The organism is Vibrio sp. DW001 (assembly GCF_029016285.1).
GTDB lineage: Bacteria > Pseudomonadota > Gammaproteobacteria > Enterobacterales > Vibrionaceae > Vibrio.
In genome coordinates this window covers 369285-383761 of sequence record NZ_CP091976.1, presented here as the reverse complement: position 1 = coordinate 383761, position 14477 = coordinate 369285, and the positions used below count along the sequence as shown (strand labels likewise).

The following is a 14477-nucleotide window of genomic DNA, read 5'->3' as shown; positions in this document are numbered from 1 at the left end:
TAAAATGGTCACTAATATGGTGGCCATTTTTTATTCTTGCTTAAGATGATGTCTAAAACCTAGGTCGAGGTCATTTTCGTTGTCAACGCCCCATAACAACCCAATACAACCCCGGCAGCGCCAATGAGCTGCAAATAAGAGACGGTTTCTCCTAGCGTTATATAGGCGACGATTGCCGTAGAGACAGGCACCATCATTTGCAAAATATTAAAGATAACGACCCCTTTCTTTTGAATGATATGAAATGCCATATACATTCCCGTTGCCAAGCCGTACATACCTGCCACGACTAATAGTAAAATTAAATAATCCGGTTGGACAAAGAGGGTCTCTATCTTGTCCGACATAATGGCGTACCCCAGAAACAAGGCTCCTGTAATTAATGCCGTCACAGTGCTGATAACGAGGGTGTGGACTTTTTGTGCTATTTGTTTAACCAGAATATTTTGGACGGCCGCGATTGTTATCGTGATGATCCAATAGAAAGCACCAAGGGTAAAGTTATTGCCTAATGCTATCTGTTCTGTTGTTCCGACAAAAAACGCTGAGCCAACAATGGCAAGCAAGCTGCTTAAGATGAACCTAGATTGTTTGGCTTTTTTTCTCTCATCAAGATAGAAAAATGCAGCAAGAGTCGTGGTAATAGGCAACCCTAAAATACAAAATATGCTTCCAGTTAAGGCGCTAGTAAGTTGCATTGCAGTCATGAAAAAATACATATTACCGGTCATGAGTAAGGCAACGAGTAACAACTGAAAAATGATCAATCGTGATGAAAATAGTGTCTTTATCTCATGTCGATACTGCACCAAAACCAGTATTAAAAACAGGCAGCCACCAGAAAGAAAACGGACGGCATTATTGTTGATGGTATCGAAGTTCAGGCTGACATATCGCAGCAATGGAAAACCGATCCCGGTTAGAATAATATATGAGAAAAACAACAGCATACTGTTATCTTTTTTATTGGAATAAACAGACGCTAGAGGTGTATTCACCATAGTTTATAGACTCACCGAAGGGTTATTGTTCGAACAGTTGGCCGTCAACTAATACAGACTGAGTTTGATAATGCTCATTGAATATCGTTGCTGATGCTATGAAGTGTGGTTTGAGATAGCCAAGAGAACCGTTCATACCAATCGCGTGAGCAGGGTAAGTCGACACCATTTTGATTGCTTCTACTTCCTCAATTCCCCAGCGAATTAAATTCGCGAGTGATTCATCCAACCCAATGTGCGCACCAACCAAATTCCCCTCGCCGTTAACCAATTTATTTCCGTCAACGTAGATGGTTTCCTCTCCTAGGACAAAATGGCCACGGTCATCACCAAGTGTTGCCATTGCATCCGTTACAACAATGAGTTTTCCATCTGGTTTGATCTTATGTGAAAGCAGAACGTTGTTACTGGCCACATGAACACCGTCAGCAATAATCGAACACCAATGGTTATCTTGGGCTAGGGCGACGCCAACGACACCTTGTTCTCTGCCGGTTAATGGTGACATAGCATTAAAAAGGTGGGTAAAACCGGATAGGTATTGGATGGAATTCGAAAGTTGATGAGCCGTTGCGTTGCTGTGTCCGCATGATACAGTGATACCACACGCCTTTAACCACTCTATGGACTCGGTTTTCACACATTCAGGTGCCAGCGTAACCAGCACTTTCCCATTGGTCAGCCAAGGCATTCTTTCCAATTCGGTGATGTCAGGCGCATAGATGAATTTCTCAAAATGAGCCCCACGTTTTACCGGATTGAGCCATGGACCTTCAAGATGTATCCCCAAGACGCCGGGTACTTGTTCAGAAACCGCTCGTTGGATAACACAAAGGGCCTCATTCATTTTTTCTGGTGTATCGCTTACTAAGGTGGGTAGCAGGTAAGCGGTTCCGTGGCGTCGATGGGCATCGCATATGGTTTTAACCCCATGGGTGTCAGTTTGTTGATTAAACATAACGCCCCCACCACCATTGACTTGCAGATCAATGAAACCCGGTGTGACAGTGCAATCCGGGAAGTGATGGATACGGAGCCCTACCGTCAATTGATCCGTAGGAATAATCGCGACAACTTGACTCTCATCCCAAACCAGTGCTGAATTCAAGTGAAAGTTAGTACCGTCAAAAATACGTTTAGCGACAATGGCTTGTGTTGTCATTGCTCGATCACTCCGTGAATTGATGCGCTGCACCTAATAGGCAAGCATCGTGACTTCCGTTTGCCGCGACAACGCCCACACGAAATGGCGCAGGACGGCTATCTATTTCATTTTGTACACGGAATAGGTAACCTTCTGCTAAGCCAACTCCACCACCTAGAACGATGATATCTAGATCTAAGCTGGCTTTTAGATTGCAACAAAGCGTTGCTATCGCCTTTGCACTCGATTGAATGATGGATTTAGCTTGAGCATTATTACTGGCCATAGAAAAAAGCTCAATGTTGGTTATGTCAGGTGAAATGACGTTTTTTGCTACTTTGTTTATTGCTGTACCGGAAGCAACGGCTTCAACGCACCCCTTTTGACCACAGCCACATTCATGACCATTTTGATCAATCACCATATGACCGATATGCCCGGCAAAATTATTCGCTCCCTTGTGAAGCTGTCGATTCAATACCAGTCCTCCACCAACACCTGTAGATACGGTAATGTAAGCCATGTTCTGAACGTTGTCATCGAGCTGTAAAAACTCGAACCACGCTGCGGCTTGTGCATCATTTAACATGACGACAGGGAGAGCAGTGAGCGCGTTTAATGCATGATGCAAAGGAAAGGGGGCAGGAAAAGAGAGCGTATCAGGATTAATGGCCGTGATACCCTCTGGTGTCACTAAGCCCGTTGTGGATACGCCGATGCGATCAACTCTTGATAGCCAATGATGGCATTCATCTACAATAGTTTTAGCGAACTGTTCAGCAGAACGGACTTTAGGTGTCGGGATTTGCCTGCGTTCCTTTAGTTCTCCTTCTGTCACTAAACCAAGTGCGATTTTGGTTCCACCAATGTCGATAGCTAGCGTATTCATTTTAACGTACCTCTGCTGATTGTGTCGCCGAGTTAAACCAATCAGTTACTATTTCTAGTCGTGTTATCGCGGAACCAACAGTGACGGCAACCGCGCCATTTTCGATCGCCTTAGCAGCAAGCTCAGGCGTATTATAGCGACCTTCGGCCATAGTGAAGAATCCTGCTTGATAAAATTGCCTAACGAGTTGAAGATCGGGTTCGGTTGGTTCAGTGTCACCGCAATAGCCTGATAATGTCGAACCGATAATATCCACACCGTGGTTGTGTGCCCAAACCCCATCTTCAAAGCAAGAGCTGTCTGCCATCGCGAAGCAACCGGAATTTTTGATCGCGGCGGCAATATGTTCTCTTGATTCTGGTCTTTTTCTATCCGTGGCATCGAAAGCAATAATCGTCGCTCCGGCAATTGCTAAAGCATCCACATCGGTTGCAAATGGCGTGATACGTACTGCGCTATCGTCCAAATCTCGCTTAACAATAGCAATAATTGGGATATTAACCGCATTAGCGACAGCCGTTACGTTCTCTGCCCCTTCTATTCTTAGTCCTTTCGCTCCAGCTTGCTCTGCCGCAATGGCCATGGCGACGATGAACTCGGTTTTCTCGAGTGGGCTGCCAGGTACAGGTTGTATAGAGACAATAGTCTGTTTATGTAAAATTCTCTTTAATTCATTGATTTTTAAGTTTTTATTTTTCATTTCTGCCTCATAATATATTATTTTTATAAGGAAATATGTGACAAAAATCGTGGCGATACATAGCCTACTAACCGAGCAAATACATTCATTTGATGAAATATTGCCCGTGATCACATTTCCCATATTCTATAATTGAAAAAATTCTTCATCGACATGATAATCCATAACGAAGATTTTTTTCAAACAAAATAAAATATTTTTTCAAAAAGTTTGAGAGAAGTTGAACTTACATTGTGAAAGGAACAAAAGGGAACCATATGAAAACCATGAACAAGATATCAATAGCACTATTAGCACTAGGTTGTGCTGCTTCTGCTAACGCCGCGATGAAACTAAAGATGGGTATGCAACCGTCTGTTGGTTCGGTTGAATATAACTCAGCCGTTGTATTGGCCGACACACTTAAAGAGCTTAGCGGTGGAGAAATCGAATTAGCGATTTATCCTAGTGCTCAACTGGGTGATGACCGTGCAATGATGCAGCAAGTAACGATGGGTGACCTTGACTTTACTTACGCTGAATTTGGCCGTGTTGGTTTGTGGCTCCCACAAGCTGCAGCCGTCATGCAACCTTATGTTATCAAAGATTATGACCATATTCGCCGCGTATTTAATAGTCCTTGGGGCTTGGATATTCGTAAAGAGATGCTAGATAAATTTCAATGGCGTGCTCTTGATACATGGTACAACGGTACTCGTCAAACAACCTCTAATCGCCCTCTTAACAAAATTGAAGACTTTAAAGGTCTGAAATTGCGCGTACCAAATGCGAAATCTCTATTGAGCTATGCAAAATACTCAGGTGCTTCTCCAACACCTATGGCGTTTTCTGAAGTCTATCTAGCGCTGCAAACCAACGCTGTTGACGGTCAGGAAAATCCATTACCGACGATTAAAGCTATGAAGTTTTACGAAGTTCAAGCGAACTTGGCGATGACGAATCACGTCGTTAATGACCAAATGATTATTATGTCTGATGTAACGTGGAATAAGCTTTCAGAAGAGCAACGAGGATTTGTGACCAAAGCGGTCGAAAAAGCAGGCGCAGCACATACGAAAACGGTTCAAGATCAAGAAGCAAGCTTAGTCGCTTTCTTTGAGTCTCAGGGTGTGACTGTTTCTTACCCAGACCTCACTCCTTTCCGTGAAGCAATGAAGCCTTTATACAAAGAGTTTGATGAAGAAATTGGTCAGCCAGTTATTGATAAAGTTGCTAATATGTAACCCCCTCGTTACATGTATAACTTATTGAGTTGTTGAAACTGAGCTGTCGAATATTGGCAGCTCTGGAGCATTAAAATGTTAGGTAAGATTTTTAAAAATATTGAAGAGATTATAACGGTACCACTAATGATTATCTTGTTGTGTTTATTGACATGGCAGATAGTTACTCGGTGGCTACTGAATGACCCTTCGCTTTGGAGTGAAGAACTCGCTCGTGTCCTTTTTATGTATATGTCGTTAATAGGCTGTGCGACTGCTATCAAACACAGTTCACATGTCAAAATAACTTACTTTTCAGACAAGCTGCCTGAAAAAATCAAACTGTGGTTGATAATGAGCCTAGAGTTGGCCGTATTAGCCTCGATAATCGTCGTTATTGTTCTTGGTTATCAGCATGTTCAACGCACTGCTTTTTTTGAACTGATCACGTTAGGTATCTCATCAAAATGGATGAACTACAGTCTTCCAATCGGGGGATTATTTATGGTTGTGCGCCAATTGCAGAATCTATTTGATATCGCGCGTTCAATTAAAAAGTGTGGCGTATCAGCATCCAAAGACTCACAGATAACGGAGAGGTAATCAATCATGGCAGGTTCTATTTTTGGCTGGCTGGCCCTTCTCTTTGCAGGGATGCCAGTAGGGTTTTCATTGATGTTCGTTGCGATTGCTTTTTTGGTGTTAACCAATAGCACGGGCATCAACTTTGCCGCTCAACAGATGCTTGGCGGTATCAATAACTTCACTCTACTCTCGGTACCATTTTTTGTTCTTACCGGACATTTAATGAATAGTGCGGGTATAACAGAACGTATTTTTAACTTTGCTAAATCACTCGTTGGACATGTGACAGGAAGCTTAGGCCACGTCAATATCATGGCAAGTTTATTGTTTTCAGGTATGTCAGGATCGGCACTCGCTGATGCCGGAGGTTTAGGTCAGCTTGAAATCAAATCAATGCGAGACGCAAAATATGATGACGACTTTGCCGGTGGCTTAACGGCGGCATCTTGTATTATCGGGCCTCTCGTTCCCCCATCTATTCCATTGGTTATCTATGGGGTGGTTTCTAATACCTCCATAGGTGCACTGTTTTTAGCGGGTGCGGTTCCTGGGCTGTTATGCGCTGCTGCGTTGATGGTGATGAGTTATGTCATCTGTAAAAAGCGCGGTTATATGACACTGCCTAAAGCCAGTTGTCGTGAACGTTTTATCTCTTTTAAAGAAGCGTTTCTTTCACTGTTGACACCGATCATTATCATTGGTGGCATCTTTTCCGGCAAATTTACACCAACAGAAGCGGCCGTAGTTTCCTCCCTATACGCGTTATTTTTAGGTGTTGTGGTCTACAAACAGCTTACGCTTAAAATGTTTGTCGACGTTTTAAAAGAGACAGTTAACACGACCGCAGTGGTTGCGCTTATGGTGATGGGCGTAACGGTCTTTGGTTGGATAGTGGCGCGTGAACAGCTTCCTCAAATGATGGCTGATTACTTCTTGACCATCAGTGATAATCCGTTAATTTTACTTTTACTTATCAACTTGTTATTGCTTTTCTTAGGTACATTTATTGAATCACTGGCTCTATTATTATTGCTGGTTCCATTCTTAGTCCCTGTTGCGGCAGCGGTCGGAATTGACCCGGTTCACTTTGGTGTTATGGCAATATTGAACCTAATGATTGGGATCTTGACCCCGCCTATGGGAATGGCATTGTATGTTGTTTCTCGTGTTGGCGATATTCCATTCCATGTTTTGACTCGTGGTGTTATACCGTTATTGGTACCTCTGTTTGTGGTGTTGTTTTTGGTGGCGGTATTCCCTCAGATTACTTTATTTCTTCCTGAACTATTGTTGGACTACGGTCAATAAACGAACGTAATTAAAGTTAATAAAACATCTTATTCAGTCAGGGTAAATATACCCTGACTATTCAAAAATCTAGGATTAATTAGAATGAAAAAACTACAAGGCTTAATTGCTGCTCCACACACGCCGTTTGATACCAATAACAAAGTCAATTTTTCAGCCATTGACCAGATAGCGGAGCTACTTGTTGCACAGGGCGTTAAAGGCGCATACGTTTGTGGTACAACTGGCGAAGGTATTCACTGTTCTGTAGAAGAGCGCAAAGCTGTTGCTGAGCGTTGGGTTAAAGCAGCAGACGGTAAGCTCGACCTTATCCTACATACGGGTGCGCTCAGTATTGTTGATTCATTAGACCTGACTCGTCACGCTGAAACACTCGATATTTTTGCGACGTCAGCAATTGGTCCGTGTTTCTTCAAGCCGGGCAGTGTTGAAGACCTTGTCGATTATTGTGCGCAAATTGCAGCGGCGGCACCGTCAAAAGGATTCTATTATTACCATTCGGGTATGTCGGGTGTAAACCTCGATCTGGAACAATTTCTGATTCAAGGTGACAAGCGTATACCAAATCTATTTGGTGCTAAGTTCAATAACTCTGATCTATACGAATACCAACGCTGTGTTCGTGTTGCTGGTGGTAAATTCGATATTCCATTTGGCGTGGATGAGTTCTTACCTGCAGGTCTAGCGGTTGGTGCGGTTGGTGCGGTTGGTAGTACATACAACTATGCGGCACCATTGTACTTAAAAGTGATTGAAGCCTTCAATGCGGGCAAGCAAGATGAAGTCGCACGTCTGATGGATAAAGTTATTGCTATTATCAGAGTATTGGTTGAATACGGTGGTGTTGCTGCAGGTAAAGTGGCTATGCAATTACACGGTATCGATGCAGGTGACCCTCGCACACCAATTAAATCGCTAACGGCGGTACAGAAAGCCGATGTATTGGCAAAACTTCGTGATATCGATTTTCTGTAAACGTCCTTTTGTAGGGAACATATAAAAACCTGAACTTAGATACTCAGGGTTTTAAATGCTGGTTCTGACACATTCGTTCTCCCAGATGGGAGCGTCACAAAGGAACCAGCATTGAACACGTAAGTTATCTTAATGAACGTTTTCTATTTTCAGTGAAATAGAAAACGTCCTGATGTTTCCAACAAGTAAGATAATTACTTAAAAAACAAGCGATAAGTTCGCGATTCCCTCAAATAGTAGAGCGAACAACCAAACGTTTGAAAAAGCCTTTGTTCCAACATCACCCAGATGCTAGATAAAATACAACATAGTTAGTGCCAATGTATGTGTGCTCTGTTATTTTAACGATGTATAAAAAATCAATTGTGAGGCCATTGTGAATTCGCCTAAAAATCTATTAGTTCGGTTGCGTTCTAACATCGAACCTTTAAGTAAGAAACTAAGAATTGTTGCGAACTATGTCTTAGAAAATGCATACGATGTACAGTTTCAAACGATAACCGAACTGGCTCGAAATACCCAAACCAGTGAAGCCACGGTTGTGCGTCTTTGTCGAGATTTAGACTATAAAGGGTATTCTGATTTTAGAATGGCCTTAGCGGTTGATGTCAGTCAGGTTGCCCGAGATACGGCTGAGCCGAGTGACGGTGACATCTGCGATATCTCTGCCCAGAGCGCTATTGCAAGCTTACAAGATACGGCTAAGTTGATTGACCGAAAATCGATGAAGCGGATATGTGAGTTGATTCATCATGCTCAATTTATAAGCTGTGTCGGGGTAGGGGCATCGAGCATTGTTGGACGTTACCTGGCTTTTCGCCTGATTAGAATTGGCAAAAGAGTCACCGTGTATGAGGACACACACCTAGCGGCCATGAATGCGGCTCGTTGCAGCGAGGGTGATTTGTGGATCTCTGTGTCCAGTTCTGGTTCAACGAAAGAAGTTATCCACGCAGCGAAACAAGCGTATAAGCGCAATGTTCCAGTGGTGACGTTAACTAATATCAGTCATAGCCCATTATCGGCTATATCTACTGAAATGTTAGTGGCTGCACGTCCTGAGGGGCCATTGACCGGAGGTGCATTTGGCTCGAAGGTAGGTGCATTGCTGTTGGTTGATGTATTGGTAAACTCATTGCTAGAGACGTACCCGGAATACTCAGAGTCAGTGCGAGAAACCGCAGAAGTCGTCATGCCTTTAATGAGTTAGTTGCGCGACGGTATTGTAAAAAGCTCATCTATCGATGGGTTTTTTTAGCATTTAAGATAAAAATATTTTTTATTGTTACATTGATCAAAGAAATATTTTTTCATAGATCGATAATGTGCACGAACCAAAAAAACGAATCATAAAGAAACAATAGGTTTAAATAAGGACATTAGAGTAATGAAAAATAGATTAAATTTTTGTGCTAAAACATCGTTAATGATTACATCATTGTTGGTTAGTGTGTCAGCTTTAGCGGTCAATCAATGGCCCGACTTACCTGTAGGTTTAAAAAGTGGAGTGAGCGCTCAGACAGGTGACAAGTTGTTTGTGGGTTTAGGTTCTGCAGGTAAAGAATTTTACATGTTGGATCTCAACAATGTTGATAAAGGTTGGCAGAAAAAAGCCAGCTTTGATGGTCCTGCACGAAGCGGGGCAACGGCTTCTGTCATTGATAACGAAATCTATATCTTTGGCGGATCCGGTAAAATACAAGAGTCGGATGCCGCGCCAGTTTTGTTTGATACGATTTATCGTTACAACGTTAAATCAGACGCGTGGGCGCAAGTGAACAGTGCCTCTCCAGTTGGGCTGTTGGGTGCCTCATCGTATTCTCCAGACGGCAAAAACATTGTCTTTTTTGGTGGCTACAACAAAGGCTATTTCGACCAATACCTGTCTGATGTCATGACGACGGATAAGAATAAAGAGCCTGAAAAATGGCAGAAAATTGTCGATGATTATATGGGCATGAAGCCATCTGGTTACAAATGGAACCGCTCGGTTTTAACGTTCAAACCTGAAACGGGTAAGTGGGTTGATTTGGGTATGTCGCCTTATCTACCAAACTGCGGTTCAGCATTAATTACAGACGGTAAACAGGCAACAATAATCAGTGGTGAGATAAAGCCAGGCTTAAGAACGGCCGAGGTTAAACAGTATCAGTATGGGCAACCACAACCGTGGCAGAGCCTACACTCTCTTCCTGCACCATCCGGTTCTCCTGTTCAGGAAGGTGTCGCGGGCGCGTTCGCTGGCGAAAGTAACGGAGCATTCATCGTTGCTGGGGGGGCAAATTTCCACGGGGCAAAAGGCGCGTTTGAAAGTGGGAAGATGTTCGCACATAACGGCTTTGGTAAAGCATTTAACCCAGAAATGTACGTATTAAAAGATGGCTTATGGGCCCAAGTTAATAACCTACCTGCAGGGCTTGCATATGGTGCTTCTTTCACAACGAACGATGGGGTACTCATTGTTGGCGGTGAAGATGGTGCACGTAAAGCAAGTAAGACCGCGTACTTACTAAGCTGGGACGGTAAAGATGTCACCATTCAAGATTAACGTTTGGAGTAATAAATGTCTGTAGTTTTTAAAAGTTTGCCAGATTTACCTGAAGGGGTAAAAAACGGCGTCGCAACAAGAGATGGTAAGACGCTCTATGCCGGATTGGGTAGCGCAGGAACGCGTTTCTTTTGTCTCAATTTGGACGACCTATCTACAGGTTGGCAACGCGCGAATGACTTTCCGGGTGTGGAAAGGAATGACGCGGTATACATTACAGACGAAAAAGGTGTTTGGGTATTCTCAGGGGCTGGAACCCCTGAGGGTTCTCAACATGCACAGGTGCTTACTGATGTGTATCGGTTCGATTTTTTAGATAAAAAATGGCACAAGGTAGCGACTGAGACACCGGTCGGTCTGTTAGGTGGCAGCGGTTGCGAAATATCAAAAGGTCAGTTCGTGTTTTTTGGTGGATACAACAAACAAACCTTTGATAATTTCTGTCAGAAGATGGCAAATATAGATACAGACAAAACCCCACAGCAGCGACAAGATCTGCTGACAAAATTTATGTCTCAAGAGCCTGAAAAGTACGGTTGGAATAAAGATATTATTCGATATGACACCCACCAAAATCGATGGGAGCTGATACAGGACAATCCATTTGCAGCGAACTGTGGTGCAGCCTTAATCTCGAAAGGCAACAAAGTTACCTTGATTGATGGAGAGATCAAACCGGGATTGAGAAGTACGGATGTGAAACAGTTTACGTTTGACGAAACCTGTCGTTTTGAATCGTCAGTTCTTGCATCGATTCATTCAGATGAAGAAGAACATGAAGGGTTAGCTGGTGCCTATTCTGGTGAGTTGAATGGTCACTATTTTGCGCTCGGAGGCGCTTATTTTGTGGGCAGCCAACACAATTTAAGAAATGGACAGTGGTATACGCACCAAGGACTAACAAAGCACTACAGCGATGCCGTGTGGCGTTTGGATGGTGAGTCATGGAAAGTCGTGGCGCGGTTGCCGGAAGGCGCAGCTTATGGTGCATCCGTTAGCTGCGAAAAAGAATTAATACTCGTTGGTGGTGAAAATGCTACCCAACAAGCATTAGTACGTTGTTATTTGATGAGATGAATCTAGGTTGCTAGCCCCTATTAGCACTTCTAGGTTCATCTGCACTTACTTAACAACAGGTTGAATCACCAGCATTTGTCTAGTCAACATTTGCTGGTGATTTGCCATTATCAAACGATCTTCTCTATTATCAAACCATCGGTACATACAAACCGAAAAGAGCTTTTAATGACAAATAACAAATATCTAATACTCGCGGCCGTCGTGTTGCTTCAAGCTTGTATTGGCGGAACCTATTCATGGTCAATTTACGACGCGGAATTTATCCAAAACTATCAAGTTGATCCCGTGTATTCAACGATGCCTTTTAACGTGTTTTATGTTGTGTTTCCCCTGACATTACTGTTTTCTCACCGCATAATTTCTCGTTTTGGCACTCGAATGAGCGCGCAGATCGGTATCGCTCTTTTTGCTTTTGGGTGGCTCCTCTCTAATTTTGGCGACGTTAATTTTATCTTCACTATTATCGGTGTTGGTGTCATAGGGGGCATCGGCGTTGGACTCACCTATCTCGTGCCCATATTGGTTGGTATAGCGTGGTTTCCCAATAGAGGCGGTTTAATTACAGGATTAGCCGTTGGTGGTTTTGCTGCCGGAGCCGCACTTGTGGGTGAGTTTTCTAATTATCTGATTTATACCGCAGACTTTACGCCGTTTTCCGCCTTGGCGGTGGTTGGAGGGCTCTATTTTGTTGTTGGGTTTATCCCGGCCACACTAATGTATCGACCCATGACGGCCTACCATCAATCGAAAGAGACGTTCCATATTAATCTGGGTGACTTGCTCAAGGATCCATTGTTTTTGGGCTTATTTATTGCGATGACAGTTGGCTTAACGGCTGGTTTCTTTGTAAACAGCAAGATTGTGCTTATTGCTGGAAGTGGATTCGAGTCGTTTATTTCTTTGGTTGCCGTATTTGCATTGTGTAATGCAATAGGACGCGTCGCTTGGGGGGCAATGAGCGACATCGTCTCTGTAACCAATTGTTTGAAGGCGAATTTATTGCTACAGGCGATATCAATATTTAGCCTGTTATGGCTATTCGACTTTGAGTCCTCACCACTTGTATTAGCTGCGTTGGCCGGCTTTAACTACGGTGGAGTTCTTGTTTTATACGCTTCAAGAGTGCGTCAGAAATGGGGAGAGAATGCACTGACTAAAGTATATTCTTGGCTGCTTTTGTCGAACATTGTTGCTGCTATCATTAACTCTTTTTTGAGTGGCATCTTCTCGAACTCTGGAGCAGAGAGCATCGCGATAATCCTAACCGTAATACTGGTCGTTGGTTTTGCGGGGTTATTTTTTGAGAGCAAGCGATCAGCCATTCAAGTTAGTGTTGATCACTAGGGTAGGGAACATATTTCATTGTCACTCTGTCACATAGTTTTCAATATTTTTGCGAAATTCAGATGGAGATAGTTTCTTTTGATTTTTGAAGTAGCGATTAAAGCTGCTGATGTTTGAAAATCCAACTTCGTAAGCAATCTGTGTGATAGAGAGTTCAGTCTCTATCAGTTGCTTTGCTGCTTCATGCACTCGAATACCATTGAGGTAGTGAAGAAACGTTTTCCCAGTGGCTTTTTTAAAGGAACGGCAAAATGCGTGCTCAGTGAGATTGGTAATGGTAGCGATATCGGCCAACTGAATAGGTCGATAGTAATTCGATTCTATCTTCCGGGGCATCCACAGGGCAGTTCGAAGCATTGGAATTACGTGATGGCAATAGAGATGCGTTTTTAGGAAAGTCAGTTTTCCAAGCAATCAATAACGTCAAAACAGAGATAGCTACGCTTCTCATTGGTCACTCGGCCTCTGATCAAGCGAAAATAGACAGACAGATGTGTGAACTCGACGGCACGGACAATAAATCTCGTTTAAGCGAAAACGCAATATTAGGTGTGTCATTGGCCGTTGCAGATGCCAAAGCGAAGTTTAATAAAGTCCCACTGTTTAAAAGTTTATGTAAGGAATCGGGTGACCTATTACCCTTACCAGAAATTCAATTAGTTGGTGGCGGATCACATGCGCAATGGCGTACCGATATTCAAGATTTTTTGTTGATCATTAATGGAGCGAAAACCTACCAAGATACCCTTGAAGCGACCGACAAGATTTATCATGCTGGAGAGACAATCTTGAAAGCGCGAGGTTTGTTAGCTGGCGCTGCGGATGAAGGTGGATTTTGGCCAACCTTTGATAACCATGAAGCGATATTCGAGTTTGTTGTCGAGGCTATCGAAAAAGCTGGCTATAAACCAAGAGAGGAGGTTTCTATCTCATTGGATATCGCCGCAAGTGATCTCTACAGAGACGGTCAGTATCATTTGCCTTTGGATGGTAAAAGTTACAGCTCAGAAGCTTTCCTACAGTTAATGTTAGATTGGTGTCAAAGATATCCAATACTGTCGGTTGAAGACCCGTTTGCAGATACTGATTTTGAAATGTGGGCACGTTTTACCCACCAAGTTGGCGACAAAATACAGGTAATAGGTGATGATTTATTTACAACTAATATCACCCGAATTGAGCAAGGTATCGACAAGAAACTGGCCAATAGTGTTCTGATAAAACTTAATCAGATTGGAACGGTTACAGAAACCATTGATGCTATAAGACTGACTCAAGAGGCAGGATGGCTTCCCGTTGTGTCTGCCCGTTCTGGTGAAACAGAAGATGCTTTTATCAGTCATTTGGCGGTAGCAACCAATGCAGGCCAATTAAAAGTAGGTTCGTTTATTCGCAGTGAACGTTTGGTGAAGTGGAACGAAGTTTTGCGCATTGACAAAAAACTGCAAGGTACATCGCGCTTTCTTGGTGGGGAAATCTATAAACAGCTAAGTAAATAATGGACTTAGATGTGTATAGAGCTGGGCTGGGTATTGTCGTCGTGGATGATACCTAGTTTTTTAATTAGTAACCTATTGAAGACGACAGTGTCCAAATGTCGTTACTAATATCGTATTATTCATTAGCGAAATGACGTATTTAAACGCTTCATTTGACGATGTTTTCATTCAGCCTGTAGTATCGGACATTACGCCTTAACAG

The 14477-nt window shown here is 43.0% G+C and carries 14 protein-coding genes; 9 read left to right on the top strand and 5 right to left on the bottom strand.

Annotated elements, in window-relative coordinates:
• Positions 1-59: 59 nt before the first annotated feature.
• Genes L3V77_RS19120 through L3V77_RS19105 form a run of 4 tightly spaced genes read right to left on the bottom strand, consistent with a single transcriptional unit; the run spans position 60 to position 3734 of the window.
• Positions 60-1001, bottom strand: coding sequence for a DMT family transporter (locus L3V77_RS19120; protein WP_275137841.1), 942 nt, complete (start codon positions 999-1001; stop codon positions 60-62).
• A gap of 22 nt (positions 1002-1023) precedes the next feature.
• Positions 1024-2163: an N-acetylglucosamine-6-phosphate deacetylase gene (gene nagA, locus L3V77_RS19115; protein ID WP_275137840.1), complete on the bottom strand. Its 1140-nt coding sequence runs from the start codon at positions 2161-2163 to the stop codon at positions 1024-1026.
• A 7-nt stretch (positions 2164-2170) separates the two neighbouring features.
• A complete protein-coding gene (locus L3V77_RS19110; RefSeq protein WP_275137839.1) occupies positions 2171-3034 on the bottom strand; it encodes an N-acetylmannosamine kinase in 864 nt (287 codons plus the stop codon).
• Position 3035: 1 nt separating this feature from the next.
• Positions 3036-3734, bottom strand: coding sequence for an N-acetylmannosamine-6-phosphate 2-epimerase (locus L3V77_RS19105; RefSeq protein ID WP_275137838.1), 699 nt, complete (start codon positions 3732-3734; stop codon positions 3036-3038).
• A 257-nt stretch (positions 3735-3991) separates the two neighbouring features.
• On the opposite strand from L3V77_RS19105, the gene L3V77_RS19100 reads away from it, so the two are divergent.
• The 8 genes from L3V77_RS19100 (at position 3992) to L3V77_RS19065 (ending at position 12776) form a co-directional block, all read left to right on the top strand.
• The gene (locus L3V77_RS19100) at positions 3992-4957 is read left to right on the top strand and encodes a sialic acid TRAP transporter substrate-binding protein SiaP (protein ID WP_275137837.1); all 966 of its coding nucleotides are present in this window, start codon (positions 3992-3994) and stop codon (positions 4955-4957) included.
• 75 nt (positions 4958-5032) lie between these two features.
• Entirely contained in the window at positions 5033-5539 is a 507-nt protein-coding gene (locus tag L3V77_RS19095) for a TRAP transporter small permease (protein WP_275137836.1), read from the top strand.
• A gap of 6 nt (positions 5540-5545) precedes the next feature.
• The gene (locus L3V77_RS19090) at positions 5546-6829 is read left to right on the top strand and encodes a TRAP transporter large permease (RefSeq protein ID WP_275137835.1); all 1284 of its coding nucleotides are present in this window, start codon (positions 5546-5548) and stop codon (positions 6827-6829) included.
• Positions 6830-6913: 84 nt separating this feature from the next.
• Positions 6914-7804 carry a dihydrodipicolinate synthase family protein gene (locus L3V77_RS19085; RefSeq protein ID WP_275137834.1) on the top strand — a complete coding sequence of 297 codons (891 nt, stop codon included), beginning with the start codon at positions 6914-6916 and terminating at the stop codon, positions 7802-7804.
• A gap of 376 nt (positions 7805-8180) precedes the next feature.
• Entirely contained in the window at positions 8181-9014 is an 834-nt protein-coding gene (locus tag L3V77_RS19080; RefSeq protein WP_275137833.1) for a MurR/RpiR family transcriptional regulator, read from the top strand.
• A 177-nt stretch (positions 9015-9191) separates the two neighbouring features.
• Positions 9192-10352: an N-acetylneuraminate epimerase gene (locus tag L3V77_RS19075; RefSeq protein WP_275137832.1), complete on the top strand. Its 1161-nt coding sequence runs from the start codon at positions 9192-9194 to the stop codon at positions 10350-10352.
• 15 nt (positions 10353-10367) lie between these two features.
• Positions 10368-11429, top strand: coding sequence for a YjhT family mutarotase (locus tag L3V77_RS19070; protein WP_275137831.1), 1062 nt, complete (start codon positions 10368-10370; stop codon positions 11427-11429).
• A 168-nt stretch (positions 11430-11597) separates the two neighbouring features.
• Positions 11598-12776, top strand: a complete 1179-nt coding sequence (locus L3V77_RS19065) for an MFS transporter (protein ID WP_275137830.1) — start codon at positions 11598-11600, stop codon at positions 12774-12776.
• Between the two features lie 21 nt (positions 12777-12797).
• On the opposite strand, the gene L3V77_RS19060 is transcribed toward L3V77_RS19065, so the two are convergent.
• Positions 12798-13133, bottom strand: coding sequence for an AraC family transcriptional regulator (locus L3V77_RS19060; protein ID WP_275137829.1), 336 nt, complete (start codon positions 13131-13133; stop codon positions 12798-12800).
• Here L3V77_RS19060 and L3V77_RS19055 point away from each other — a divergent pair.
• Positions 13133-14275, top strand: a complete 1143-nt coding sequence (locus tag L3V77_RS19055; protein WP_275137828.1) for a phosphopyruvate hydratase — start codon at positions 13133-13135, stop codon at positions 14273-14275. The two genes, L3V77_RS19060 and L3V77_RS19055, sit on opposite strands and share 1 nt — an antisense overlap.
• Positions 14276-14477: the final 202 nt, after the last annotated feature.